The following is a 26901-nucleotide window of genomic DNA, read 5'->3' on the forward strand; positions in this document are numbered from 1 at the left end:
TTAATCTGCAACTACCAATGAGGCTCCAATCAAAGTGGCGTTGGTGTAACCACCGCCAACATTTTCAAAAGAGAAGTTGGTAATTGGAGCACCGATAACAGTGGCATAATCACCATCAAGCAAATCTCCGGTCGTTGCAGGATATAACGCTATAATATCGTTTCCGTTCTCATCCATGACATGAACGACAGAGAAAGTTGCTCCGAGAGAGCTATCTTCTTCAACGGAAATGACTTCCCCGTTAACTTGTACGAAAGTATTGTAATAGTTGGCTACATTTTTATTCAGATGACGGGTCGTTACATTGGAGTCAACGAGCCCCTTTGCCTTTTTGCGGAGTTCTGCTGTACTGGCAGGGAACACATCGCTATGCTTGCCAAAGAAATCATATGAAGCCTGCTCCATGAAAGCTGTATCTTCCGTAATGTACGGAGTTAACTCATTAAAGAAATCGGCAACTGATGCTGTGGCAGATGAATTTCCAGTCGTTGCAGTTGGTGCTGTTTGCTCCAAAGGAACAGTAATGCTCAGGGAATCAAGGATATCTTTGATCTCATCCTGATTATAAGTATCCTTGGCGTAGGTTAACGTCATGGTATAGAGTTCTGTATTGGTCGGAATCAGATACTGCACAAGGACAACATCTGTACCCGAGGTGTGTTTATAGGCTCCTTCCAAGACACCAGCGCTATATTCTTTATAAGGCTTGTTCGTGTAGCTGGTTTTTGTATAATCGGAAATGCCGATGCTTGAACCGTTCTGTGTGTAATAATCAACTATATTATTGGCGTATTCTTCAGGATTGATTGAACCGGTTGAACTGGCCTCAATCGTCAGATTCATATTATCTGCAAATGTGGCTGATGAAGATTGGTTTGAAAAAGCAGCTTTAATGGATGGAGCATTCATTTGACTTGTATCTACACTTTTCCAGGATTCAGGATAGGCAAAAGAAAATCCTTCTCCACTATATGTAGTGTATTTCGTAGCTTTTGCTTCTGTTGAGACAGTTTCAGTTGCCTTGGATGCTTCGGTCGTTTGGCTATCGGCTGTTGTGTTTGTTTCTGAATTACCACAGGCACTAAGCAATGTGGCTAATGCCAAAATCGTAATAAGTTTCTTCATTATGTCTAATTTCTCCTAATGTGTTTCCCATCGGTTGGGATTTTTTCTAAGGTCATCATTTCGTTTAGGATAATCTAGTTTAGGCGGTGGGCATAGAAACTCCTTTCTACTTTATTAGTAAAATAATAACATATATAAAGGTTTCAGTATTCATAATTACTAAAAAGGTAATTTATCTGTATTTAACAAGTTAGAAGCTAATACTAGACCGTATGGGTATCCATTTTGAACGATAGTACATACATTTGATGGATATAACCGTGAGATTTATTTATGACTTAAACGTATTCGAACATAACATTCCGACTTAAGGACTAACCCTTTATGTAGGTGCAATTAGCCAATAGTCGGTGAAAAAAACAGCCCATTTTCGACCTGAGCCCGGTCCCATGTGTGATTGGTGCATATAGTGAACTGTACCTCAAATCAAAGGAGGGGTTTACATGAGTGGAGTAGTAGGTGGATACGGCGGCGCATGGACATCGACTGGCGCGATCTTGGTTCTCTTTATCTTGTTGGTCATCATCTCTAAAGCATTCTTGATCTAATAAACGCTTGGACCCTAATATATTCGTAAAGGAGGGTTCTGTATGAGTGAAGTAGTCGGAGGCGCAGGATACGGCGGCTGGACATCGACTGGAGCAATCCTCGTTCTGTTCATTCTGCTCGTAATCATCACTAAATCTTTCTGGGTATAATATGGCGAGCTCTGCCGGGCAACCGGTGGGGTTTTTTTTCTAGAGGACAAGCATGGTGGAGAGCCAGGAAGATAAGATAGCTTGTGGTTGAACGGAAGAATTGGTGGAATTCAAGAAATGGAAGGATGGCGTATGCTTCGAAAATGGGGAAGGTACCTAATGGCTAAACGCCCATTTTGTCAAGATAAGGGCGATAGCCCGGTCCAGAGGTAGGCTGAATACATAGCTTAGGGGTGTAGGCAAATGTTAAGGAGGAATGAACAATGAGCGAAGTAAAACCGAATTCACCGAACGGACAGGGACACGTATACGGACATATGGGAGGTTATGAGCATATGCAAGGATACCAATACACAGGTCATGAAATACATGGGTATGGATATGGTTGTGGAACAATGCCAATGGGATATGGCTATGGATACGGACACCATGCCAATCAGGCTCCAATGATGCACGGTTATCAACAGGGTTGTGGAGTATCCTATGGTCATGGCGGCGGAAGCTGGGGTTCCATGGGCACAATCCTTGTACTGTTCATCTTGCTGGTCATCATCTCCAAAACGATGTTTATCTAAGGATTTGTGAATGCAAGGAGACTTTGCTGATCGTGGATCGTTGCGACAGGTGCTCTAAATAAACTCCGAGTTTGAGTTCCATGTTGGGGCATAACGTACCTATGTTTCAGAAAGGGACAGCGCTGGATTTCATCCTGCGTTGTTCCTTTTTTATTAGAAGTGAAGGAGCGTTGGGATTACTTTCTTTAACGAACTCCACAGACGCTATTCCATGCATTTTTCCATTTCAAAAGTTTAACGAATCGTAGACGTCTTATTATCTGAATCTGGGCATGTTTGGAGCCTATATTCATCAAGTGACATGGATTAACGTGGCTGAGATTCGTTAGATTTTACATAGCACAGAAATCCTCAATATAAGGTGTGCAGGATTCGGTAGCGTCTGATAAGTGAAAGGAAGACTTTTCTCAAAGAAAGGAACGGTGTCCGACAGTATGTAGATGTTGCTAAATTGGATATGTAGACATGGATAAACACCCGGAACCCAATTCCGGGTGCTTTGTGTATGTTTTCAATCTTCTCAAGAATAAGTGATATCCAAAACAACAAAAGCCCTACCTCTCTTTTGTCCTTGCGGCTCCGATGACCGCGCCAGTGTGAATGGGAACATCTTGTGAAACTCTGTACTACCGGGTTATTGTGATTCAGGTTCTTCAATCTTCATAGGTTAATTGTGCTTAGAGTTCGCTGCGGTCGCAGCATGAAGAAAATATTCCGGGGTTTAAAGAAGACAGAAATCATATGAGGTTGTTTAATACAACTTTTATAGTATACCACAGGTTGTAATTTTCTGCAATAAAAAGGAAAGCGCGACCAGAGCAACATGTATTCGGACTGTTTTTATGATAGAAAGTGAAAGGTTAGTTTGAAAAGATACAGAAAAATTTTCAAACTATTTCTTCATAGGGGTAATCCTCTTCAAAAGATTCTGCGTAGGTTATAATAAGAGGGAAGAAACAGAAAGGGGCCCTCGCATGACTGAATCGATGGAGGACAGCAGGTTAATGCGGCAGATCGCGGAACGTGATGCCTCCGCACTGGAGCTTTTATATGACCGTTATGAGCGAGCGGTGTATTCTTTTGCCTACCGGATCGTTGGTGATCCCATGACGGCAGAAGAGACCGTTCAGGAACTTTTTATGCGGGTCTGGAATAATGCCGAACGTTACGATGCCTCACAGGGGAAGCTGACCACATGGATGTTTGCGATCACGCGTAACATTGCAGTGGACATGCTGAGGCGGAAATCAAAAGGGGCAGCGGCTACTTCAGTTGAACACGAGACACTGGCGGCCTATGCCGATGAGCATACAAATACGGAAGAAGAAGTGCAGCGTAAATGGGAAGGCACCCGGATTAAAGAGGCGTTGTCCCAATTGAACGGTGATCAGCAACAAGTTATAGAATCGATTTATTATGCGGGATTAACCCAGCAGGAAGTATCCAGCCGATTCGGGATTCCGCTGGGTACAGTAAAGAGCCGTGTCAGGCTTGCCATGCGACAGCTTCAAAAGTTGCTGGCCGATGCTGAATTGCATCCGGACGCGGGAAGGGAGGGCATACATCCATGATAGAACGACATGAGGAGTGGTCTGATCTGGCACCGATGTATGTGCTGGGCGGACTGGAAGCAGAGGAAGTGGCGGCGTTTGAAGCGCATATGGCAACCTGCGAACCTTGCCGCCAAGAGGTGAGGGAATTGCAGGAAGTGACTGGCTTCCTGCCACTTGCGGCGGAACCTGTAGCACCGCCGCCAGGCATGCGAGCACGTGTACTGGGCAACGTGCTCGGACACGTGCAGGAGAGCGCCGAGGCGAAGCCAGCGGCTGCTCCTGCAGAGCCTGAAGCACCCGTGGTGCTTCAGGAGGATCTTGCGCCGCAGCACGAACGTGCGGCGCAGCCCGGGCCAGGCTTGCCGCCGGTAACGGCGGTGCCTGCGGCCCGGGTGGAAGAGGCTGCCGAGGCACAGCCATGGCAGCCACAAGCGCGCGCGCGTGCGCGCAGCAGCCGCGCCTGGCGCGTGGCCAGTGCCGGCCTTGCGGCCGCGGCACTGGTGCTCGGCGTGTACACGGCGCAGCTGCAGAGCCAGATCGACTCGCTGACGCAGCAAGCGGCGGGCTCGTCGGCTACGCAAGAGCAACTGGTGCAGGCACAGGAACAGAATGCACAGCTGCAAGAGCAGCTGGCATCAGCACTGAAGCCCGCACAGGGCATGCAGACTGGCGAGGCAGTGAAGCTGAATCCTGCAACGCAGGACATTGTAGCTCAGGGTCTCGCAACCATCGTTATTGACAGCAAAGGCACTCACCTGGTTGTGCAGGCTGAGAACCTGCCGAACCTGGAAGGCAACGAGGCTTTTCAGGTCTGGTTGATCAAAGGAGATACCCCTCAGAATGCGGGTACTTTCCTTAGTCGTGACGGAACGGGAGCAGTATACTACACATTGGATTCGGTCAACGACTATGACACGGTTGCCATCACGCTTGAACCGGATGCAATGGGAGATGAGCCGCGCGGTACAATGATTCTGGCTGCCAAGATTAAAGGATAAATATAGGATATATTACCAAAGGCTGCTCCCTCGTGGAGCAGCCTTCTTGTGTTTCCCAGTTCTGGTGCCCACCCATTGGATTTTATTAATTTTTTTAGTCGGAGTAACCGATAAACAAATAGAAGGCAATACCCTTAATCTCCCTGTGTCTCAAGGGAGAACTGGTTGCACATAGAGAGTGAGGGGTTCAGTTGGAAGCATACCGTTCATTTATCTTTCGCCTGATACGCAATTATCTGATCGGTTCACTGGCAGCTGTTTTTGTTGTCGGTACAGTAGTTATGGTATCTACTCTGCAGATACCCAATATTCAATTTGTTCGACTCATCTTCATTGTACTGATCTCACTCTTGTTCATGCTGGTTGCAGAATTAATTACCCTGTGGGTGCAGCTTGGCCCTATAAGACAATTTTTCACTTCCGAGCATCATGAGAGAGACGAATTGAACCACATGTATGAGAAAATTCATCGTTTCCCGGGACAGACCATATATCGGATCATGGGTCCGCACATGCTTGGTTTTTCACTTCCGGCAGCCGGATTAACAATATGGATGATATCCACAGGGTGGCTTGAATTCCCTTACTTGTATATTGTCGTGGCCGCTGCGTGTGCCTTTCTGATTGCCGTCATGCATGCGCTGATTGAGTATTACCTAACGGTGCGGGCGATTAGACCCCTGTTGCTTGAGATTCGTCATCGAGGCAAAGTCCAATACGGGATGGAACCTTCACTGGGAGGGCGTATTCTCGTATCGATCCAGCGTAAATTTCAGCTAAGTACGGCACTGATTGGCTTATTTCCTTTATTTCTATTTTTCCTGGCTACATATATCCGACTTCAGTATATGGACAGTGAATTTGCGAAAGAGTACATACTGTGGGGAATTCTCATCGTTGTTCTGGGCGCGGGGTTTGCGCTGGTGGGAAGCTGGCTGTTGATTCGTGATGTTCGTGATCCAGTTGCTGAACTGACACATGAGATGAACCGAATTCAGGGGGGAGATCTTGGCAGACGAGCTCCGGATCTATATGCGGATGAGTTTTCGGCACTGATCTCCGGCTTTAATATGATGATTAACCGGCTGGAGATGAGACAGGAACGCAATCGACAGTTATTGCAAAGTTATTTTTCTACGTTGGCTGCTGCTTTAGACGCCCGAGATAAGTACACGGCAGGGCATTCCATGCGTGTGGCAGAGTATTCGCTGATGATTGGCAAGCTTAGCGGAATGAATGAGGAACAGGCGGATTTATTGTACAAATCAGCCCTGCTTCATGATATCGGGAAAATCGGCATTCCTGATGAGGTACTGCTGAAAGATGGAAAACTAAGCGATGAGGAATTCGCGATTATTCGCACACATCCCGTGCAGGGAGAGAGTATTTTGTTGCAAATAGAGCCTATTGATGCCATGGCCGACTTTTTGCCAGGTGTACGATCTCACCATGAGAGATATGATGGCAAAGGATACCCGGATGGGATGGCTGGTGACGATATTCCCCTTTTTGGCCGCATCATTGCGGTAGCGGATGCCTTTGATGCCATGACGTCTGATCGACCATATCGGAATGGGATGAGTCACGAGAAAGCGCTAACGATTTTGGAAGAAGGAAAAGGGACCCAATGGGACCCCTATTTTGCAGGTTTGTTTATTGATGAATGGAGACGACAACAGCATCTTCAGAAACCATCGAAGTGAGGGATCAGCTGATTCCCTCGGTCCACTTCGATTCTTTTCTGCGTCTCCGGTGAAGAGCGAGGCCTGTTATGATGGTGAGAACACATTCGCCGAGTATGACTGCACCCAAGGCGTCATAGATCACGTGTTGTTTAATCATTAGCGTGGATACTATAATGGTTGCTGCCCCGGCGGCTACCAAAATCTTGATGGGTTTGCGGATGCTTGGAACCGAGAGAACGGCACGCATAACCAGATAAGAGTGAAGAGAATGAATACTTGGAAAACAATTATAAGGACGATCCTGGCTGTAGAGCCATCCGAGAACAGATGCTCCCAAGCCAGTACCCGTCAGTTCCGGGCGCGGTACCATGGTCTGAAAGTTGAAGTAGATCAGATAACAGATCCAGACACAGATATTCATGGATAACAAGACGCGGTAGTACGTCAGTCGATCCTTGGCACACAGGTAGGCGAGCACACCGAATACAAACGGGTACCAGCCCAAATATGGAATGGACATGCCAGGCACGTAGGGAATGATCCGGTCGAGCGGCGAATCAAGCACTACGAACCCGCGTTCTGGACTATTAAGAATATCATAGAACAGCCCCATGACAGCCAAAGACAGCATTAAACTCAATGACAGCCAATAGGATTTGCTTTTTAACAATTGCACAACATCTTTCTCCTTTCATTCATGTTCCAGAGGAACATGACCCCAGCAATAACTATATAAGTTGCACTATACATTCATTTACACGAGAACGCAGAGGCAGAAATACCAGAAGGTTGTTCTGTCATCGGAGTGGCAAGTGTAATTATTCTTTAGTTCAATCTATATAGTAGTTTAAATTTAAACAACAATATATTCTACTACGACCAGCGCACAAATTGAATCCTGATTTGTGTATTTTTGTGTATTTTTTTGACGAAGAAGGAATGCGGAAGTTTCAATGGGCATGATATGATAGAGACACATGCGGACGAAGGCACTTTGGCCAGTAAAGTCGGTACAACAGGAGTGAGTGAATGCAATTTTCAAAAATGTTCGTATTGAATATGGGGATGCTTATTACCATTGCATATCTTGCCAGTGTGTTCTATAAATATGTCGTAATACGTACCTCTTCCCGAGTGAAGCAGATCAGTTCCGTGCTTGTCCTTATTTTTGCAGGTTGGATCAGTACGGTTTTTGGGTTTCAACTCACCGATGAAGTGGTCTTTGATCTTCGATATGTTCCTTTAATTGTTGCCGTTCTAACGTATAGACAGCCCTATAGCGTAATCATCGTAGGTATTGGAATTGGGCTGTCGAGGCTGACTTTTGGCATCACGGATGCTACATTGGCGGCAGTACTTAACATGTCTATTTTGGGCGTGATGTGTGCAGGTCTGAATATATGGATGAGACGCAGCGACTACAGGCTGATTATTAAAGGAATCCTTGTTACAGTTATCGTCAATGTGGTCAATAGTGTAAACATTGCTATCGTTGGTGTGATCCCGGCTACATACTTCTTTTCACATATTATGCCTTATACACTCCCTACAGGCATTTTACTGAGTCTTATTTTTGCATTTATTTTACGTGATTTTCAGAATGAACAGAATCGTATTTTGCTGATCCAGAGTACAAACCGGCTATTGTCTGTGCAAAAGGAAGAGTTACAGAAAGCCCAGATTGTACTGGAGGATCGAGCGAAACAATTGATGATTGCCTCACAGTACAAATCCGAATTTCTCGCCAATATGTCCCATGAACTGCGTACACCACTGAACAGTGTCATTAACTTTGCCCAGATGATCAGCGAGAATGCCGACATGGACCAGGAGGATATTGTACGTTTTGCCAATATGATCGACCACTCCGGGCAGGAACTTCTTACGCTCATTAACGATATTCTGGATCTTTCCAAAGTAGAAGCGGGGCGGCTTGATATTGTACTGGAGGATATCAGTGTCGCACAACTTACAGAAGATGCCATGAGCCACTTTCAGCTTGTTGCCGAGAAAAAGGGAATTCAGTTGGTTCTGGACAAAAAACAGGGACTGCCCGAGACGCTCTGGTCTGATCCCCAGCGGGTTCAACAGATTTTGCGGAATCTGATGTCCAATGCCATCAAGTTCACTCACCGGGGGAAGGTCACGCTGACCGTAAGCACCAAGCAGATTAAGAATGCAGGTATTCAGAATCGATGGCTTATTTTCTCCGTTCAGGACACAGGTATTGGTATTTCTGAGGACAAGCATCATTCCATATTTGAAGCATTTCAGCAGGCTGACGGGTCGATTAGTCGGAAATTTGGCGGTACCGGACTAGGCCTGTCGATCAGTCGGGATTTAGCGAGATTACTGGGGGGATCGATTGAACTGGAGAGCACTGAAGGTAAAGGAAGCACCTTCTATCTCTATCTCCCGTTGGACCGTGAAAAAATGAGTTGACAACCTTCGCGCCGTGAGTAGAATTTGGGATGACAACTAGCATCGACCGGCTTTTGAGACCCGGTCTAAGGAGTGTATCCCCATACAGAATACGGTCAACGTTACCCCTCCCCCGTCAGCAAGCAAACCACGGCGCAAGGGTTCGACACAACGCACGAATTTATTGATTGCAACATGGGAGGGTGTACCAGCTATTATTTTACAGACCTTGCTGGGAGGCCCGTTTTTAACCGGATTTCTGCTGTACCTTGGGGCCGGGTCGAGACATATCGGCTTTGTGCTCGCGATTACCACGTTTGTGAACATTGCCCAGATCGGAGCAGCTTACTGGATGCAGCGTATTCGCAGCCGAAAACGCATGCTGCTGTTATTTGTGGGCACACATCGTATCTTGTGGAGTGCAACGGGATTGATTCCGTTTATATTCCCCAAAGAGTGGTGGGTAAGTGTATATATTGGCGTGTATACGGTTGCTTTTATATCAAATACCATCGGCGGTATGATCTGGACTTCACTAATTGGCGATATCGTACCTGCTAAGGTGAGAGGGCGTTATTTTGGAATTCGAAATACGATTCTGAATGCTCTTGGAAGCGTATGCTTATTCGCAGGTGGTATTGTTTTGGACCGTTACCCTGGAGAAATGGGCTTTCTGATCCTGTTTATTCCGGTGTGGATCTGTGCCATTGCCAATACAGTCATCTATTTCTTTTATCCGGACGTGCCCTTTGAACGTTCTACCGAAAAGGTTTTCTGGCGCATGTTTATCAAGCCGTTCCAGGATCGTTCTTTCCTGAAAGCAACGCTGTTCCTGGCTGTCTGGTTATTGATCCAGACCTTGATTGTTCCGCTCTATTCCTATGTGATGCTTGATCTGCTGAATATCAATTATCAGACCGTATCCCTGATCACAGTAGTCCAGACGCTGGTCATGATGGCCGGGTTCTATGTCTGGGGCAATCTGAATGCCAGATTCAGTAACAAAACCCTGTTGTTTTGGACGTTGCCCGTCATTGCATTCTCCTGTTTGTCGTGGGGGTTAATGTCGTTCATGCCCGTATTGATCGCACTATTTCTATCTCATATTTTCCTTGGGATCGGTGTAGGTGGATTCAATCAGCTGGCATTTAACTTTACGATTGGAGACACACCCAAAAGTGAAAGACCGATGTTTGTCGCGGTGTATTCGGCTCTGACCGGAGTCACTTCGTTTCTTGGGCCGTTGTTGGGTGGCTGGTTGTATGAAAAGATGGAAACCTGGTCTGATGCGCTCGCCTGGATCTCAGCCTATGGATTTCAGGTGGGGGTTGGTGTCGTGATGCTGATTCTGACATTTACCCTTGGACGTCGTGTACTGTTAAAATAGAAACGATATAATTTCAACTCATGAATATTTACACTGGCACTTCGATGACAGAACAACCTTCCGATCGCTGTTATCCCCAGATTTTTTTGATTCCTTTTAGAAAAGGGAAAATCCGGGGATAAAGGCGAACGCTTCGCTTCTTCAGGTTATTTCTGTCCTCTCCGTTATCGTGTAAATGATTAGGTTGATCATATATATCTGGTATGACTTCAAAAAAAGATGGCGAAGTGGAGGGATGCATTTGAATCGTCTCGAACGGAAAGCCATGGTGATTGGAGCCACGGGGCTTGTAGGCGAATTACTGGTTCATCATCTGCTGGAACACTCGGCATACAGCATGGTTCGCGTTCTGGTTAGACGTCCGCTTGAGCTGCAACATCCCAAACTGGAACAGCATGTGGTGGACTGGGAACAGCTGGAGAGCCAAGACCACTTATTCGATGGAATCGATGACCTGTACTGTTGTTTGGGGACAACGATCAAAAAAGCAGGCAGTCAGGACAGTTTCCGTCAGGTGGATTATCATTACCCGGTTCGTGCAGCTACGATTGCGAAGCGACATGGTGTATCACAGATGCTGGTGATCTCCTCCATGGGAGCGAGTGCAGGTTCCAGAGTCTTTTACAGTCGGACCAAAGGGGAAATGGAGGATGCGTTATCCGATATCGGTTTACCGTCATTGCATATCTTCCGCCCTTCCTTAATTCTGGGAGATCGAAACGAGAAGCGGTTCGGTGAGCAGATGGCTGCCCATGCCATGAAGTTTCTGGATCGCTGGATGAAAGGCAGAGCGGACAAATACCGGGCGGTCCACGCCGCAACCATTGCACAGGCCATGACAAATATTGCACTGGTGCAAGCCAAGGGAAACCATGTGTATGCGAATGAAGTCATTCATGTCCTTGGCGCGGACGGAGGTTAAGAAACCTTTGAACGAGCTGTTTGCTTCATCTGTAAAGGCAGGAGCGTTTCTCGCTTGAGGTAGATCGTGGTATAATAGGCAACAAAAATGAGTTCGAACCCTGACTCCATGCGGCAGCAGGATAACGAACACAAAGGAGAACTCGTCCCATGAAAAAACCAATCTCTACCGATCAGGCGCCAGGCGCCATTGGTCCATACAGTCAAGCCGTTGATGCAGGCGATTTCATCTACACTTCCGGACAGCTTGGTCTGAATCCTCAAACGGGAGAATTCGGCGCAGATGTACAGGAGCAGACACGTCTGTCTTTGAGCAATGTGAAGGCTATTCTTGAAGCAGCAGGTACAAGTATGGATAAAATCGTGAAAACGACGGTGTTCCTGAAAGACATGAACGACTTCGTTCCTGTGAATGAAGTGTATAGCACGTTCTTTGAACAGCCGTACCCTGCACGCAGTGCAGTGGAAGTTGCTCGTTTGCCAAAAGATGCACTGGTGGAGATTGAAGTTATTGCCCTGAAATAGGACAACCTTATTCGTTCTTTTTATACATAAACAGCCGATTTCAGGTCGAAGACCAGAATCGGCTGTTTGCGTTACGTTTTTACGTTACATTTAAGCGTTATATATGATGGAAGTCGCTCAATCACGATCCTGATTACGGGCGAAGAACAACCATACCGCATAGATCGCTAGTACGATCGCAATGATGATTGCCGTATAATATACGGAAGTGACATCCTTTTGTTTAAGTACAATGGCGATATACGCCCATGTGAATACAAGTGGGTATATGCTATCGCGATAACGGAAGCTAACGAGTACAGCCAGCACCATACCCACAATCAGCATGATGATCGTCCAGGTCGGTTCGCTGAGACCAAAACCATCCCAGCCAATTTTATATAACAGAACAGCTGCATTGACAATTGTTGCCACGCTAACCCATCCAAGATAGATGCTGAATGGCAGCTTCACAAGCCAGATCTCAGCAGTGGTTGGCACGGTAATAGTACGTGTTTTTACATACAGCATGATCAAGGACAATAGAAGCAGTACAATAATCAGTAAAGCGAGACCAGTTTGCAAGTTTTGAAAAGCAAAAATCCATGCTACGTTGAAGGCACAACTTGCCAGGAACCAGTACCCGAGACGGGTAATCGAGTCCCTTTTCCAGGAAGCGGGCACGAACTGATAGATCACAAACCCTGCCAACAGCAAGTAGATCAAACCCCATATAGCGAATGCATAGCCAGAAGGTGTGAGCAGCACAGGATACATATCCGATACTTCTTTATTGGTCTTGCCCCCGATTGGAAGAGCGTTGGAGAGGTAATTCACGATAATTACTGCGATAAAACCAATGGCGTTTAACCACTTGTACGGATTGTTACGTGACATTGTGTTTCCTCCTTGGTTTAACGAATGAATGAACCACGGGTCAGTCTACAATGAATATACCCAGTTCTTGCACATTCTAATAACAGCCGCAAAAAATTCACAAGTGGGATCTTTCAGATCCTTGTGCTCTGCCACTACGTTGGAACGGTACTCTGTCCCAATGTACGCGAAACGAAGCGGAAATATGTCCATGCCCACGATGTCCCACCAGAAGAGGAGGAAGATAATGCTCACAAGAGAAACGATGGAGCGACAGCAAACCGGGTTCTATGTAGTTGCATTGTTTTTAGGAGCAGCGATAGGGCTGAGTAATCCGGTATGGGGGAATGTTTTACACTACACCGTGTCCCCAGTTCTTGCCGTTCTGTTATACAGCATGTTTGTACAGATTCCCTTTTTACAGTTAAAAGAGTCCTGGTCGAATCTTCGATTTATGGGGGCGCTACTGGTGGCTAATTTTATCGTAGTACCTGTAGTTGTATGGTTGCTCACACTTGTCTTTCCGCAATCACCAGGCGTTCTGATCGGAGTCTATCTGGTACTGTTAACGCCCTGTATTGATTACGTCATTGTGTTCACACAACTCGGCAGGGGCAATGAGAAGCTGATGCTCGCCGCAACACCACTTTTATTCGTTATACAAATGATCCTGTTGCCGTTTTATTTATGGCTATTGATGGGTACTGAGGTGGCGCAGATCATGCAGGTAGGGCCGTTTGTAGAGGCTTTTCTGTTCCTGATCGTTATTCCACTGCTGCTCGCTGTTGTTACACAAGTTTTCTCCAGAGGTAAGGTGAGCGGGGAGCGGGTCATGAATGGGACGGCATGGCTCCCGGTTCCGATGATGGCACTTGCGCTGATCGTGGTTGTCGCTTCCCAGATTGGCAAAGTCTACAATGATATGGCGATTATCGTGAACGTGATTCCGATCTACGTTTCTTTTCTGATCATTATGCCTTGGATATCTCGGATCATTGCTAAGGGGTTTCGATTGAATCCAGCCGCCGGGCGGGCGTTGATTTTCAGTTCAGCCACACGGAATTCGCTGGTTGTTCTGCCGCTAGCGCTGGCACTCCCACCAGAATGGGCAACCATTGCAGCGGCTGTTATTGTTACACAGACTCTGGTGGAGCTTGCAGGGGAGCTAATCTACATTCGACTTGTACCTGCGGTGATTTTGCGGGATCGGTGAGCGTACTAGGGTGTATCTATGTTATGATCTAACATGATTAATAAAACCATTTTTGGTAAATAAAAGGGGAAGGTGAGAATCCCTATTTATCGAAAGATTATGTTCTACCTGGATATTGTCCTATTACTGTTCAGCCTCATCTATTTCCCCGTAGTAGCTCATAAGACAGGAAATAATATGGCTTATGGATTTATGGGTGTAATTTTAATAGGTACAATCTCTCGGATCGTATCCTATCTTAGAAAAGAAAGAGCCAACAAGTCGTCATGATATAGGCTATTTTCTGTAAAAGTAAAATCAAAAAGAGTACTTCCGATGGGCCATGCCGGGAGTACTCTTTTTAATTCGGATCAGGTACTCGTTACGTACCAGCCTCCAATAATGTTTTACGATATTCCGCTGGCGTGATGCCCTCCATCTTTTTAAACACTTTGCTGAAATACTTTTCATCCTGAAATCCAACCATCTCCGAGATTTTGGCGACACGCAGGGAAGGATTTTGCAGTAAAAGCTTGGCGTTGTTGATCCGCAGTTTGCCCAGATATTCCGACCAGTTCAGACCAAATTGCTGTTTGAATTTGCGGGAGATATACTCCCGGCTCAGATAGAAACGCGCGGCAATCTGCTGCAAGGACAGGTCCTCCTGATAATGGGCGTCCATATAACGTGCAATCTCACTCATGGGATCAGGATTGGCGTGGTGATGAGCGGTGAGCGCCTTACCGGCCGCAAGCAGTCGTTGTTCCAACAATGAACGAAGCAGGGGGAAGGATAACAGTCCTTCAGCGTCCAAAGGTAACTCGGCAAAGGGAATAGACTGTTCCTCCGTCACTTCTTCCTCTTGGAATGACGAACCTGCCGTATCATCAAGCCAGCGGCTCAGCATCCATTCCAGCTCGTCGATCCATTGCTGGATCTGCTCAGCACTGACAACCTCAAGATCAGTAATCGGGTCAAGCCACTCGGCGGCCGCAGCAGATACACTGGAAGCCCGGCAGCTCATGGCTGCCATACGCAGGGGTTCTTCATGGGCGGTTAAACGCCTGATTTTATTCCCATTTGATGATTCCATTGAGGCATGGATTCGCTGTTTAATTTGCACAGCATTACGTCGCCACAGCCTTGAACTTGCTTCCAGATAGGCCGCTGAGATTCCGCCAGGATAAGACTCACAGGTGGAGATGCCAAAATGAAGCCGGCGCTGAATCGTCTGTTCCAATCCATGATTGACCTTGTCCAGAATATGTTCCAATGAAGTGGATGGACCCCAATGCAGCAGAACAATCTCGTCCGGTTGATCCAACTGACGAAACATTACGCCTTCGTCTGGTGTGGATAACATCTCGGCACCGATATTGAGCACGGAGAACACAAGCAGGTCCGGTTGACTGCGGTATTTTGCCAGACAATCTGCATCCAGGTGGGACAGGCTGGTGACAGCGACACTACAGACAGGGATTAGACAGGGGAGATTTAACTCATCCTGCAATCGCTGCATGTGTGAAGGGCTGCTGCCTCTTCCGACGACAAGTTCGGTGAGCAGTCGATCCTGGTAGTGGGGGCGCATTCGATTAACGACAATGGATTGCCTGGTGGATTGTATCCGAATGGCGTCCTCCTCTTCCCAAGCTGTAACGGCCTTTAATAGAGATGCATTCAGCTCATCTGCTTCCACAGGTTTCAGGAGGTAGTCCATACCACCATGTCTGATGGCATGCCTCACGAGTTCAAAATCATCATATCCACTAATGACCAGTACCTTGCTGTGTGGGGTATGAGCCGATATCCATTCAAGCAATGCCATACCGTCCTTTCCCGGCATACGCATGTCACTGAGTATGATTTGAGGTTGATGTGCCGTGATGGCGGCGATGGCTTCATCCCCGTCTGCTGCTTCAAGTAAAGTATCAATGCCAAACTCTTCCCAATGACCAAGCAACCTTATGGCGTCGCGGACATGTTTTTCATCATCTACAAGCAGTGCCTTCATGTTGTTCACTCTCCCGCGTATAGTTTAACCGTGATCTTCACACCATTGGGTTCCTGATTGTTGATCTCAAGCCTGGCTGAATGACCGGGGTGTGAGTTCAATTGAAGTCGGCGTATTACATTTCGTAGACCGATGGATTCAGACTCGTTGGATTCTTGTGTGGATAACCCGGTTGTTGTATGACTTTGATGCAGCCATCCGCGGATCTCCAGTAATTTATCTTCTGGTATGGAGGGGCCGTTATTATTCAGTTCTATTTCAATCCAATGATCATTGATCCGGCGGCTGGATAGGGATATGTGACCTTTGCCAGGCTGAATATCTGCTCCATGTTTGAAATAGTTCTCAATTAAAGGTTGTAACGTCATTCTTGGCATTTCGACAGACAGGGTATCTTCGGCAAAATCCAAATCCACCTCAAGGCGGTCACCAAACCGCTCCTGCTGCAGTTCCAGATATAACCGGGCATGCTCCGCCTCTTCGCGTAAAGTCACGCAGGTCTGATCCCGCATGCTGTAGCGCAGCATTTTGGACAGGCTAGAGAGTAGTGTATACGCCCGTTGTCCTTGCTGTTGAAGGGCAAGTGTACCTATGGATTGCAGTGTGTTATATAGAAAATGCGGATGAATCTGCGCTTGCAACGCTTTAAGCTGATTTGTTTTATTGGCGATTTCGAGTCGATATTCCCGCAAAATAAGATTATTTACCGTATCCATCATATCTCGGAAATGACGAGCGAGCACCCCGAATTCATCTCGGCTGGATAGATGGATATCCACATGCAGACGCCCGGCTTGAATCTGGTTCATATATCGCATAAGTTGCTTGAGCGGACCGGTGATTCGGATGGAGATGAATAAGGTTGCGACAATGACCAATACAAGTGCTGCAATGGCAATCATTGCGTTATTCCACGTAAGTGTGGTGGCTCTGGCATATAACGTCTCATTCGGAATCTGTTTGACGATGGTCCAGTCAGCGTACGTGCTGCCAAGTTGCTGGTATACATACATGGAACGATCCTGTTCAAAATGCCCTGCGACATTCTGGGCTGTACCTTCGCCAGATCGTGCGATATTCAGTTCACTAGCCGTTTCCTCTCGTAGTGCATCCGTATGATTGACCTCGGAACGCCCCTGGTAAATGATCTGATTCTGACCATCCACAACATAGATCTGTTCCTTAGCCGGATCATACAGCCTGCCACAGATTGCTGCAATGGTATTCATATTCAGATCAATGGCGAGTACACCCAGACGCTCAGTGGACGGAATATCCTTGATCACCCGATGCAGGGTAATGACCGTTCTTTCAGGATCATCGGGGGAAGCAGCCTTGAATCCGTACGTGTGACTCATATGTGCCGATTCCACCCAGATGTCCGGGCTGTCACCGCCTGTTTTTCCATGAAGGGAGCCGGAATAGGCCTGTTTGCGTTCCTCCCGCTTCGGAAAGGGATTGGTAATTAAGGTGGATTGATTGGCGGCAAAAGAGTGCAAATACAGCTGGAATACATCCGGCACAGCCGCGCGGATCGTCTGCAAAGTGGTGTACACCTCGGCAACCGCACGATAATCACCAGGAATCTTTGCCAAGTTTCGCAGAAAGTTCGGGTCGTTATACACAGCGAGCGACGCTCTGGCCACGTTATCCACATAGTTATTGAGATTGGTGGACGCTTGGTAGATCAGGCGTTTGTTCTCTTCAACAGCTTGTTCACGCAGGGCTGTCTTGGTCTGGATAAACGTCATGCTGATCGATGCGAGCAGCGGAAGGGTGGTAGCAATGAGCATAAAGGCAATTAATTTGGTGCGTATACTGTAGTATTTGGACATCGGAACACCCCTTCTGGTTGCAGGTTAAGAGAGGACAATATTTTACCCCCAACTGTTCACAAGGGTCGGTGTTTCCCTCGGCGATAATGGGGTTTAATAGAAAAAGAGACCAATTTCATCCATCTATAGAAGGGGAGAACGATATGAAGCATCGCAAATCTTCACAGCTGTTACAGCAGCTTGTGTTCGTGGGTCCCTCCATCGTGTTTTTTATTCTCATCATCGTGGTCCCTTTCCTGCTTGGCATGGTGTATTCCTTCACGGATTGGAACGGGGTATCCGAGAACATTAATTGGGTAGGGTTTGACAACTTCGTGCATGTTTTTGCGAATGATCCCAAGTTCCAAACGGCGTTTTGGTTTACGGTGCGCTTCACCGTGGTTGGTGTAGTACTGACCAATGTGATTGGCTTTTTCCTGGCGTATTTCCTGACCAAACCGCTCAAGACGAGAAACATTCTGCGTACGATCTTTTTTATGCCTAACGTGATCGGTGGGTTGTTGCTCGGCTTTATCTGGCAGTTCATATTTGTGAAAGGGTTTTCAGCAGTAGGCGATGTAACCGGCTGGTCCTTCTTCAACCTTCCTTGGCTGGGAGACGAACCAACCGCCTTCTGGGGAATCGTGATTGTATTTGTATGGCAGACCGCAGGATATCTGATGGTCATCTACATCTCATCTCTGACAAATGTATCCCCTGATCTGCTGGAAGCCGCCGAGATTGATGGCGCAAGTCGCTGGCAGGTACTGCGGAGCATCATTCTTCCGCTCATTATGCCGGGTGTAACGATCTGTCTGTTCCTGGCGATCTCTTGGTCGTTCAAAATGTTCGATCTCAATCTGTCGCTAACCAAAGGTGGACCGTTCGGATCAACAGAATCGGTTGCACTTAATATTTACAATGAAGCCTTTGTGAATAACAGATATGGCATCGGAACCGCCAAAGCGCTCGTGTTCTTCGTAATCGTTGCCATCATCACCATGATTCAGGTACGTCTGACGAAGAGCAAGGAGGTAGAAGCCTAATGGAGACGACGAAAAATTACCGCTTCAGTACCATTGTAACCGAGATTGTCATGGTACTCATTGGACTTTTATTCCTGGTTCCGTTTTACTTCCTGTTTGTGAATTCAGTCAAAACCTTCGGTGATCTGCTCACCAATTCGGCTGCATGGCCGGAAGTGTTCCAGTGGGGCAATTATGCGAACGCCTGGGAGAAAATTAACTTCCCGTCGGCACTGATGAACTCGCTTATCGTTACGGTAGTCAGCAATCTGTTGCTTGTGCTGATCAGTTCCATGGCCGCGTACCGAATGGTTCGCAGCAATACCCGGTTCAATCGTATTTTGTTTGGCATGTTCATTGCCGCTATGGTGATTCCGTTCCAGTCTATCATGATTCCACTTGTTACTGTAACCAGTAATCTGGGATTGATCGACAGCCTTGGCGGCCTTATTATCTGTTATCTTGGTTTCGGAGCACCGATGTCGGTCTTCCTGTTCCACGGATTCGTAAAATCCGTCCCACTGGAGATTGAGGAAGCGGCTCGTGTGGATGGAAGCTCGGTCTACGGAGTGTTCTTCCGGATCGTATTTCCACTCATGAAACCGATGTATGTAACCGTCATCATTCTGAACACACTCTGGATTTGGAATGATTATCTGCTTCCATCCCTGATCCTGCAAAGCTCCAACCTGCGTACAATCCCGATTGCGACCTTTGCACTCTTCGGTCAGTACACGAAGCAATGGGATCTGGCTTTGCCAGCACTTGTACTTGGCATTATGCCGATCATTATCTTCTTCCTGCTGATGCAGAAATACATCATTCAGGGGATTACGGCTGGATCAGTTAAAGGGTGAGTGCGAGTGCAGGTCGCTCCGGGATCAAGTTGCGCTTTCGGTCGCTGTTGCTCCTCGGTGGCCTGAATGGATTGGGGCAAGGAAGCCACCGAGTATCAAAGGCGAACGCTCCGCTCCTCCATCGCATCCTGATCCCTCTGCTCCCACCTCGCATGGAGGTGTGCAAAGGGAGTCATGCCCGCATAGCTTGGGCATGACTCCTGGGGAAAAGAGCAATAAAGAGAAAAGACTGATAAAGAGAAATGACCAAGAAAGACGCTTGTAGAGCCAGGAACTTCTTCTGCAGAGTGAAGTGATGGTAAGCTCCTTTTTCAAAGCGCTAACGAATCCACCGCATCTTAATAGGTGGATAATCAAGGAATACAAATTGTAACGAATCTCAGCAACGTTATTCGGGTACAAAACGGCGTCAGAGCCTTGAAAATCGACCAAATCGACGAAATAACATCGCTGTGATTCGTTAGAATGGGAGCCTGTGCAAATAGGTGCGAATAACGTGCGCTCGGTTCGTTAGGATGAAAACACGCTTCAAGGGAAGGTTATTCTGTCATCGGAGTGCCAGTGTAAATATTCATTAGTGGAACTGTTATACTGAAACTACTATAGGGAGAGTGTATGTATGAAAAGAATGACCAAGTTGACGTTGCTTATGCTGATTGCTTTTTCGGTAATGCTTGCGGGTTGTGGCAATGGAGACAAGAGTGGTAGTCCGGTCAACACGGATGCTCAAGGTGGTGGCGAGGCTGCTGCTGGAGATAAAACCATTAAAATATTCCAATTTAAAGTCGAAATTGCGGAAGCGCTCAATCGTCTCAAAGCTGAATATGAATCCTCCCATCCAGGCGTCAAACTGGACATTCAAACTGTAGGTGGCGGCAGTGACTACGGTGCTGCATTAAAAGCCAAGTTTGCCGCTGGCGAACAACCGGACATATTCAACGTAGGTGGTTATCGTGAATTGGATACATGGCTTGAATATCTGGAAGATCTGTCTGGAGAAGCATGGGCCAAGGATGCACTCGAAGTAGCCAAAGAGCCAATGACCAAAGACGGCAAGCTCTACGGACAGCCGCTGGCGCTAGAGGGTTATGGTTTCATTTATAACAAAGACCTCTTCCAAAAAGCAGGTATTACCGAAATTCCAACGACACTGGAACAATTGGATCAAGCTGCACAGAAACTTCAGGCCGCAGGCATTACGCCTTTCTCGAACGGATATCAGGAGTGGTGGGTGCTGGGTAACCATAACGTAAACGTGGCATTTGCAAATCAGGCAGATCCGGTGAAGTTCATCCAGGGACTTAACGAAAGTACGGAGAAAATTCCTGGCAACCAAGTGTTCGCCGACTGGATCAACTTGCTCGACTTAACGCTGAAATACAGCAACAAAAACCCGCTGACAACCGACTACAATACGCAAGTTACGTTGTTTGCGAGTGGAGAAGCAGCGATGATGCAGCAAGGGAACTGGACTCAAGTACAGATCGATGGAATCGATCCGGATCTGAATCTGGGTATCCTCCCAATGCCAATTAACAATGAACCAAATGACAAATTGTTTGTCGGCGTGCCGAACTATTGGGTTGTGAATAAGAACTCTCAAGTGAAACCGGAAGCAAAAGAGTTTTTGGAGTGGCTCGTAACTTCGGATATCGGGAAACAATACATGACCAAAGAATTCAAATTCATCCCGGCGTTCAGTTCCATCACGGCATCCGAAGAGGATCTGGGTGACCTCGCCACAGAGATCATGAAGTATAGCCAGGAAAATAAAACACTCAGCTGGAACTTCAACCGTTTCCCTGAAGGGGTTCCACAAGAGTATGGCAGCACGATTCAGGCTTATGTTGCAGGCAAATCGGATAAAGCCGGATTGCTCGACGCATTGCAACAGAACTGGGATAGTCTGAAAAAATAATCTGGATCATGGACGGTATCCACAGGTTACCGAAAACTGTTCAAAATTTTGGGATAGAAAGTTAGTCTATCGGATATAAGTTAATTGAAACGGGCCAACCAGAATACAATTTCTGGTTGGCCGTTTTTGTTTTTCCGAGGAGCCATAAAGTATTCGCTGGAAAAATGATAGATGGTAATATCCCTGAAATGTGGATAACCGAAAAGTAGTTTAAGGATCTCATGACGTATTTAACACAGAGTTAATACTATATGTGGATATCCTGTGTGTATAACACTCTAAATGTGGACAAGTATGGAGTAGTTGGAGTGGGAGGTCCTCTTTTGTTAACAGAAATACTTGTTTTCAATTGACTAGTACTGTATAGTTCTAAATATGACAAATCCAAAAATGAACACGGGACCTGCCAAATCCAAGAGTTCCAATCCGGTGAACCGGACCAAGGCAGTTGAAGTGGCGGCACAATTATTTCTGCGTCAGGGGTACAGCTACGTCAGCATGGATGAAGTCGTGCGAGTGAGTGGGGTATCCAAGTCGAATATTTATTATCATTTTAAAAACAAGGAGGAACTGCTCCAGGCCGTGGTACAATACTGGATTGCCCAGTATGAGTCGGAGCTGTATCTGCTGCTCAGTCAGCGTGAGCGAGGAGTGGAGGAGCGTATCTACTCATTCATGGCATTACTGTCGGCAGGCATTGAGGGCCGAAATTACGAAGGGAGCTGTCCTTTTGTTACGTTATATATGCAGACACCGGACAGTGCACCCCAAGTGAAGGAAAGCATATCCAGATTCTTTCGTGAGCTTAGACCTATGGTGGAGAAGTTGTTTCAACAAGGTTTAGATCGCGGTGAATTTCGCAAAGAAATTGGGCCGGGTCCGGCTGCGTTGTTGTTTATTGCAGCACTGGAAGGTTCGCTAATCCTAGCGGGAACTGCCCGTGATGTTGGGATTATAGAACAATCGGCACGTACGTTTTGTCAGATGCTTCGTTAATCGAAGCTCTTTTTTTGAATATAACTAGTACTATATAGTACTAAAAAGGAGCCGTAACAGAATGATTGTACATACTAACCGTGTATCCAATGAAGAAAACGCAGCAGCAAATTCAACAAATATGAATCAGGTAATAAGCAAGTCTGATATTGCAGACACGACCATTTTTATGACAGGAAGTACAGGTTTTATCGGCAAAGAAACGGTCAAACAACTCACGCAGGGAGACGCACAATTGCTCTTGCTGGTTCGTTCGGAACAGCGAGCCAGAACTGTGCTGAAGGCTTATGGAGTGAAGGATTTCGACCGGATTACCTTTATTAAAGGTGATTTATCCATTTCGGGTCTTGGCCTTACCGCAGCGGATCGGGAGTGTGCTCTTGAAGCGAATGTGATCATTCATGCGGGCGGAACGATGGACGTCACTTTGGAACGAAAAGTAGCCGAGCAGATATTCATGAACGGGGCCAGAGAAGTGGCACAGCTAGCACAGGAAATCCACCGTACTCATGGATTGAGACACTTTATCCACGTTGTTGGTTATATGAGTCCTTATGGAGAGCGGAATGAACAGGGGAATTATCTCCAGGTTGAGCATGTGGATAACAATGAAAGTGCGTATGAAGAGATGAAGTTCCATGCCGATCTGCACATTCGCGAGCATGCAGAACAGCATCACTATCCCTTATCCGTTGTAAATCCGAGTACAGTGGTTGGACCACGTCCCACAGGTGAAACTGAGCAAACGGGTGGGATTGGGCTGCTCATTCAGGCGATTCAGAAAGGACTTATGCCAGTAGTGCCGGGAGGTTCATCCTATTGGTTACCGCTTGTGGAGAATGACATTGTTGCACAGACGCTTGTTTTTCTATCCAGGGAAGCTGCTCCAGCGGGAGGAACCTATCCACTGTTGGCGCGGAAGGAAGACAGTCCCAATATGAAGGAACTGCTGCAACTCTTGGCGCAGCAATTGGACGTACCCAAGCCCAAAGGGGCTGTGCCACTACCATGGATTCAATGGATCATGAAATCAGGTGGTTCACGCATCAGTGGTGTTCCAGCGGAGTCGGTTGCTTTTATTACCAACAGGTCATTCCCGGTTGAAAAGACGGAGGCTCTGTTTACACGTATGGGGCAATCCTGGCCGGACATCCGGGAACAGCTTCCGCTGGTTACAGCCGATCTGGACTATCGTCTTCGGTATACGCCGTTACCTGAGGGTTTTCCGACAGATTATATTCGGTCGCGAAGTGGAAATATGGCTATGCTTGGTTGGGAGGGCGAGGGAGAGCCTTGGATTATTGTGCATGGTTTGCTTCAATCTGCAGATGAGATGTTACCGTTAGGAAAACAGCTTAGGGAACGGACCGGGAACCCAGTATGGTTAATCGATCTCGCTGGATTCGGACGGTCTCCGGTGCATCAGGGGGATGAAGCGTTTGAAGGTCAGGTGGATGCACTGCTTAAGGCTCTTGGTGAGTTTGAGGGTCCGGTGAAGCTGGTTGGTCATTCGATCGGGGCTGCTATTGCAGCTGCGGCACAGATGCGTAGCGGGCGGACAGACATTCGGCTGGGGTTGCTTCAGCCTGTAGCTAACAATTCGAATCCAAATGTGCTGAAATGGGTTTCCCGTTTGCCAAGAGGGGTGATGCGCTCCCTGCTGCGTGGCAGATCGGAGAAAAGTTGGAATCAAATGTTCAGTTCACATAGCGGCGTAGGCGACAGCAGTGTTATGGCCGATACCATGGGCAAGAGAATACGCTCCAGTCTCCAGTCCCCTCGCATTGCAGGAGCACATGCAGACTTGTTGCGCTGGATCCACTCGGGTCAGAGGAAAGGCGCCAGATCAACGTTGTGGGCGGAAATGGAAAGTCAGCATTATGCCAAGAATGTATTAGTTGTATGGGCCAATCAAGATCGGGAATATTACTTTCCCCAGGATATGAACTCACAGGTCAAACGAATAGATGTACCCTATGGACATTACTTTCCGACGTTTCAGTATAAGGAAACAGCTGCAATCCTCACTGAATGGGCCGATACCTTGAGGTGAGTTCAGGTTTGGACATGCAGGAATCCCGTGCCAATTGTCGAAAGGGTCAAGTCGAGTTGCGAAGAGGATTAACCAAAGACAGGAGAGATGAATGTATGAGTCAGGAACGTGTGGAAATCAGTAAAAGTGTGCTAACCGAATGTCTCGGACTGCGCAGCGGAGAGAATCTGGTGGTTGTCGCAGACGATATGAAACGGGATCTGGCTGAATCCATATATGAGGCAGGCAAAGCACTTGGTGCAGAATCGGTTCTGTTAATCATGAAGGAACGCAGCAGATCTGGAGAAGAGCCACCTGCGCCGATTGCAGAAGCGATGATTCGAGCAGATGTAGCCGTGTGTGTAACGCGATATTCATTAACACATACCCAGGCACGCAAAAAAGCCGCTGCATCAGGGACACGAGTGGCAACCATGCCTGGCATGACAGAGGATATGTTTATGAACGGAGCCATTACAGCTGAATATTCGCAAGTAAAGGCGTTGACCGAGAAGGTAACGGCTCTATTAACCGCAGGTCGACATGTGCGAATAGAGAAGCAGGGCCATAGTCTTTCCTTTTCCATTGAAGATCGTAACGGTGTACCAAGCACAGGTATGTATTTGAACCCCGGTGAATCGGGCAACTTGCCGTCAGGAGAAGCCTATATTGCTCCCATTGAGGGCAAGGGCGAGGGCAGTATTGTTGTAGATGGTTCCGTTGCTGGAATTGGGGCACTTCGTGAACCGATGTTATTAACCGTTAGTGAAGGACGGTTGGTGTCAGCCGAAGGAACAGATGGGGCTCAATTACTGGAAACGCTTGGTGAGGGCGATGGTCGTTTTCTCGGCGAATTCGGGATCGGTACCAATAACAAGGCACGAATCACGGGTGTGGTGCTGGAAGATGAGAAGGTATACGGCACAATTCATGTGGCCTTTGGCAGCAATAACACATTTGGTGGAACGATCGCCGCGGGTGTTCATATTGATGCCGTTGTACAAAAGCCGGACGTGTACATCGATGACAAGCTGATCATGCGTCAGGGTGAATTGGTCGAATAACTACAGCGAAGGAAATTGGGCGTGTCCACAACGTGTCCACAGTAATGGATAACTGAAGCGGAAATTCGGATTTTACGTCAGATTTACAAACAAATACACAACATGTCCACATTAAATTAATGAATATCCACATGAAACGCCAAAGATATCCACAGCATGTGTGCAATATGTGCACAACTTATCCACAAATCAGGTATAACTCGTGTTTTCATGTGATAAAACAGCCGTTTTGGAGTAATAAAACAAGTTATCCACAGGAATATCGTTTTTTTGTTCCAAGTATTTGAAAACATAGAAACAGATCCATAATATATGGGGATAAAAAAGACCAAAAATCGGCATAAAGCTGATCTTTGGTCTTTTTTTTGAATATAATTTTTCAATCCGATGTCAGGTTACTTACGCTCAATATTAAAACGACTGACTTCCACCACCCTCTACAACAGGGCAAATGAGCAGAGCGGAGACAGCAACCGTAATGCAACGTCTGCTGAAGTTGGCAAAATTGATCTGAAGCCTAAACATTTGATCAAAAATAACCGATACACCAAAGTAACATCTAACTGGGACGAAAGTAGTCTGATTATAAGGAATGAGAGGGTATGGGGATAACTATGGACGAGGGAATGCAATATATTAATTTTTCGGTAGGAGACCAGATCTTTGCACTACGAATCGATGAAGTTCATGAGATCATCAGAATGGTGCAGGTGACAACAGTTCCATTTGGAAGCCCGGAGATCAGAGGTTTTGCTTCGTTGTATGGTAAGGTCGTTTCGGTGGTGAGTCTTCGTGTATTGTTAGGCATGCCGGACCAGGAGGATACCTCTTCTACACGTATTATTGTGGTGCCTTACAAAGGTGGATTTGTACCGCTGATCGTAGATATGGTTGATTCTGTCGTAAGTTACGATCGTTTCGAAGAACCAGCTGAGGAACACCGCCGTTTCATGCTTGGCGTTTTTGACAAAATCGGGTTCTGTGAAGATCATCGTGCAGGCATTTTGAACCTGGATGTATTGCTGGGCAGTTTGATCAGATCATAGTAGTATAACGATCCGTAATTCTTTCAATATTCAGTATTATCCTTCGGTTGACCCAAATGTTCCTCATCCGCTTTTCGGGAGAAGGGACATTTTTTTGTGCCGCAAACCATCGAAATAACCACTTTTTATGGGCAAAGGTTTTTAAATCCGGTCATTTTCGTATATGATGGAGAGTAACAATGCGAAGGGATGACGGGAGACTT

Annotated in this window: 24 protein-coding genes; 19 read left to right on the forward strand and 5 right to left on the reverse strand. The window is 46.8% G+C overall.

Translation table 11 applies throughout. The features are described from left to right. Nucleotides 1-1125 carry a PsbP-related protein gene (locus NST33_RS02780; RefSeq protein ID WP_221825907.1) on the reverse strand — a complete coding sequence of 375 codons (1125 nt, stop codon included), beginning with the start codon at nt 1123-1125 and terminating at the stop codon, nt 1-3. 443 nt (nt 1126-1568) lie between these two features. Here NST33_RS02780 and NST33_RS02785 point away from each other — a divergent pair, with 443 nt between their 5' ends. The 6 genes from NST33_RS02785 to NST33_RS02810 all read left to right on the forward strand — a co-directional run bounded on the left by NST33_RS02785 (nt 1569) and on the right by NST33_RS02810 (nt 6652). Beyond that, a complete protein-coding gene (locus tag NST33_RS02785; protein ID WP_017690880.1) occupies nt 1569-1673 on the forward strand; it encodes a hypothetical protein in 105 nt (34 codons plus the stop codon). A 42-nt stretch (nt 1674-1715) separates the two neighbouring features. Next, nucleotides 1716-1823, forward strand: a complete 108-nt coding sequence (locus tag NST33_RS02790; protein WP_221825910.1) for a YjcZ family sporulation protein — start codon at nt 1716-1718, stop codon at nt 1821-1823. 263 nt (nt 1824-2086) lie between these two features. Continuing rightward, entirely contained in the window at nt 2087-2398 is a 312-nt protein-coding gene (locus NST33_RS02795) for a hypothetical protein (protein WP_260633066.1), read from the forward strand. 974 nt (nt 2399-3372) lie between these two features. Further along, a complete protein-coding gene (locus NST33_RS02800; RefSeq protein WP_076215584.1) occupies nt 3373-3969 on the forward strand; it encodes a sigma-70 family RNA polymerase sigma factor in 597 nt (198 codons plus the stop codon). A gap of 188 nt (nt 3970-4157) precedes the next feature. Then, nucleotides 4158-4949, forward strand: a complete 792-nt coding sequence (locus NST33_RS02805) for an anti-sigma factor (RefSeq protein ID WP_339308592.1) — start codon at nt 4158-4160, stop codon at nt 4947-4949. A 191-nt stretch (nt 4950-5140) separates the two neighbouring features. Continuing rightward, nucleotides 5141-6652: an HD domain-containing phosphohydrolase gene (locus tag NST33_RS02810; RefSeq protein WP_221825929.1), complete on the forward strand. Its 1512-nt coding sequence runs from the start codon at nt 5141-5143 to the stop codon at nt 6650-6652. Nucleotides 6653-6656: 4 nt separating this feature from the next. Here the strand turns inward: NST33_RS02810 and NST33_RS02815 are convergent, their stop codons facing one another. Next, nucleotides 6657-7310: a phosphatase PAP2 family protein gene (locus NST33_RS02815; protein WP_036607365.1), complete on the reverse strand. Its 654-nt coding sequence runs from the start codon at nt 7308-7310 to the stop codon at nt 6657-6659. Nucleotides 7311-7663: 353 nt separating this feature from the next. On the opposite strand from NST33_RS02815, the gene NST33_RS02820 reads away from it, so the two are divergent. From NST33_RS02820 to NST33_RS02835, 4 genes are all read left to right on the forward strand, one after another. Then, complete coding sequence (locus tag NST33_RS02820) at nt 7664-9076, forward strand: ATP-binding protein (protein ID WP_339306658.1); 1413 nt, start codon at nt 7664-7666, stop codon at nt 9074-9076. Nucleotides 9077-9239: 163 nt separating this feature from the next. Continuing rightward, nucleotides 9240-10442: an MFS transporter gene (locus NST33_RS02825; protein WP_339306660.1), complete on the forward strand. Its 1203-nt coding sequence runs from the start codon at nt 9240-9242 to the stop codon at nt 10440-10442. Nucleotides 10443-10677: 235 nt separating this feature from the next. Next, nucleotides 10678-11364 (forward strand): oxidoreductase, encoded by a 687-nt coding sequence (locus tag NST33_RS02830; RefSeq protein WP_221825715.1) that lies wholly within the window; start codon nt 10678-10680, stop codon nt 11362-11364. A gap of 149 nt (nt 11365-11513) precedes the next feature. Further along, entirely contained in the window at nt 11514-11888 is a 375-nt protein-coding gene (locus NST33_RS02835) for a RidA family protein (RefSeq protein WP_017690870.1), read from the forward strand. Between the two features lie 117 nt (nt 11889-12005). Here NST33_RS02835 and NST33_RS02840 read toward each other — a convergent pair whose 3' ends face one another. Then, nucleotides 12006-12764, reverse strand: coding sequence for a tryptophan-rich sensory protein (locus NST33_RS02840; protein WP_339306662.1), 759 nt, complete (start codon nt 12762-12764; stop codon nt 12006-12008). Nucleotides 12765-12987: 223 nt separating this feature from the next. Between NST33_RS02840 and NST33_RS02845 the strand changes: the two genes are divergently transcribed. Next, a complete protein-coding gene (locus NST33_RS02845; RefSeq protein WP_339185306.1) occupies nt 12988-13956 on the forward strand; it encodes an arsenic resistance protein in 969 nt (322 codons plus the stop codon). A gap of 361 nt (nt 13957-14317) precedes the next feature. Here the strand turns inward: NST33_RS02845 and NST33_RS02850 are convergent, their stop codons facing one another. Both NST33_RS02850 and NST33_RS02855 read right to left on the reverse strand, forming a co-directional pair. Then, the gene (locus tag NST33_RS02850; RefSeq protein WP_339181602.1) at nt 14318-15946 is read right to left on the reverse strand and encodes a response regulator; all 1629 of its coding nucleotides are present in this window, start codon (nt 15944-15946) and stop codon (nt 14318-14320) included. Nucleotides 15947-15951: 5 nt separating this feature from the next. Next, entirely contained in the window at nt 15952-17781 is a 1830-nt protein-coding gene (locus NST33_RS02855; protein WP_339306664.1) for a sensor histidine kinase, read from the reverse strand. Nucleotides 17782-17924: 143 nt separating this feature from the next. Here NST33_RS02855 and NST33_RS02860 point away from each other — a divergent pair, with 143 nt between their 5' ends. The 8 genes from NST33_RS02860 (at nt 17925) to NST33_RS02895 (ending at nt 26698) form a co-directional block, all read left to right on the forward strand. Beyond that, nucleotides 17925-18806 (forward strand): sugar ABC transporter permease, encoded by an 882-nt coding sequence (locus tag NST33_RS02860; protein ID WP_036607341.1) that lies wholly within the window; start codon nt 17925-17927, stop codon nt 18804-18806. Continuing rightward, nucleotides 18806-19642 (forward strand): carbohydrate ABC transporter permease, encoded by an 837-nt coding sequence (locus tag NST33_RS02865; RefSeq protein WP_145325571.1) that lies wholly within the window; start codon nt 18806-18808, stop codon nt 19640-19642. Before NST33_RS02860 ends, NST33_RS02865 begins: the two co-directional genes overlap by 1 nt. A 619-nt stretch (nt 19643-20261) precedes the next feature. Continuing rightward, the gene (locus tag NST33_RS02870; protein ID WP_237177715.1) at nt 20262-21560 is read left to right on the forward strand and encodes an ABC transporter substrate-binding protein; all 1299 of its coding nucleotides are present in this window, start codon (nt 20262-20264) and stop codon (nt 21558-21560) included. A gap of 429 nt (nt 21561-21989) precedes the next feature. Beyond that, on the forward strand, nt 21990-22556 hold the full coding sequence (locus NST33_RS02875; protein WP_339308593.1) for a TetR/AcrR family transcriptional regulator: 567 nt from the start codon (nt 21990-21992) through the stop codon (nt 22554-22556). Nucleotides 22557-22617: 61 nt separating this feature from the next. Continuing rightward, the gene (locus NST33_RS02880) at nt 22618-24609 is read left to right on the forward strand and encodes an alpha/beta fold hydrolase (RefSeq protein WP_339306666.1); all 1992 of its coding nucleotides are present in this window, start codon (nt 22618-22620) and stop codon (nt 24607-24609) included. 95 nt (nt 24610-24704) lie between these two features. After that, a complete protein-coding gene (locus tag NST33_RS02885) occupies nt 24705-25652 on the forward strand; it encodes an aminopeptidase (RefSeq protein ID WP_339306668.1) in 948 nt (315 codons plus the stop codon). 387 nt (nt 25653-26039) lie between these two features. Further along, nucleotides 26040-26264, forward strand: coding sequence for a hypothetical protein (locus NST33_RS02890; RefSeq protein WP_339306670.1), 225 nt, complete (start codon nt 26040-26042; stop codon nt 26262-26264). A gap of 14 nt (nt 26265-26278) precedes the next feature. Then, nucleotides 26279-26698 (forward strand): chemotaxis protein CheW, encoded by a 420-nt coding sequence (locus NST33_RS02895; protein ID WP_164783412.1) that lies wholly within the window; start codon nt 26279-26281, stop codon nt 26696-26698. Nucleotides 26699-26901 lie beyond the last annotated feature (203 nt).

This window comes from Paenibacillus sp. FSL L8-0435 (assembly GCF_037965655.1).
Classification (GTDB): Bacteria; Bacillota; Bacilli; order Paenibacillales; family Paenibacillaceae; genus Paenibacillus.

Coding starts and splice junctions, on each gene's coding strand:
- NST33_RS02840 (WP_339306662.1), bottom strand. CDS start 12,764: ATGTCACGTAACAATCCGTACAAGTGGTTAAACGCCATTGGTTTTATC.
- NST33_RS02895 (WP_164783412.1), top strand. CDS start 26,279: ATGCAATATATTAATTTTTCGGTAGGAGACCAGATCTTTGCACTACGA.
- NST33_RS02880 (WP_339306666.1), top strand. CDS start 22,618: ATGATTGTACATACTAACCGTGTATCCAATGAAGAAAACGCAGCAGCA.
- NST33_RS02860 (WP_036607341.1), top strand. CDS start 17,925: ATGAAGCATCGCAAATCTTCACAGCTGTTACAGCAGCTTGTGTTCGTG.
- NST33_RS02865 (WP_145325571.1), top strand. CDS start 18,806: ATGGAGACGACGAAAAATTACCGCTTCAGTACCATTGTAACCGAGATT.
- NST33_RS02785 (WP_017690880.1), top strand. CDS start 1,569: ATGAGTGGAGTAGTAGGTGGATACGGCGGCGCATGGACATCGACTGGC.
- NST33_RS02795 (WP_260633066.1), top strand. CDS start 2,087: ATGAGCGAAGTAAAACCGAATTCACCGAACGGACAGGGACACGTATAC.
- NST33_RS02805 (WP_339308592.1), top strand. CDS start 4,158: ATGCGAGCACGTGTACTGGGCAACGTGCTCGGACACGTGCAGGAGAGC.
- NST33_RS02830 (WP_221825715.1), top strand. CDS start 10,678: ATGCATTTGAATCGTCTCGAACGGAAAGCCATGGTGATTGGAGCCACG.
- NST33_RS02835 (WP_017690870.1), top strand. CDS start 11,514: ATGAAAAAACCAATCTCTACCGATCAGGCGCCAGGCGCCATTGGTCCA.
- NST33_RS02790 (WP_221825910.1), top strand. CDS start 1,716: ATGAGTGAAGTAGTCGGAGGCGCAGGATACGGCGGCTGGACATCGACT.
- NST33_RS02890 (WP_339306670.1), top strand. CDS start 26,040: ATGTCAGGTTACTTACGCTCAATATTAAAACGACTGACTTCCACCACC.
- NST33_RS02780 (WP_221825907.1), bottom strand. CDS start 1,125: ATGAAGAAACTTATTACGATTTTGGCATTAGCCACATTGCTTAGTGCC.
- NST33_RS02870 (WP_237177715.1), top strand. CDS start 20,262: ATGAAAAGAATGACCAAGTTGACGTTGCTTATGCTGATTGCTTTTTCG.
- NST33_RS02800 (WP_076215584.1), top strand. CDS start 3,373: ATGACTGAATCGATGGAGGACAGCAGGTTAATGCGGCAGATCGCGGAA.
- NST33_RS02855 (WP_339306664.1), bottom strand. CDS start 17,781: ATGTCCAAATACTACAGTATACGCACCAAATTAATTGCCTTTATGCTC.
- NST33_RS02885 (WP_339306668.1), top strand. CDS start 24,705: ATGAGTCAGGAACGTGTGGAAATCAGTAAAAGTGTGCTAACCGAATGT.
- NST33_RS02820 (WP_339306658.1), top strand. CDS start 7,664: ATGCAATTTTCAAAAATGTTCGTATTGAATATGGGGATGCTTATTACC.
- NST33_RS02850 (WP_339181602.1), bottom strand. CDS start 15,946: ATGAAGGCACTGCTTGTAGATGATGAAAAACATGTCCGCGACGCCATA.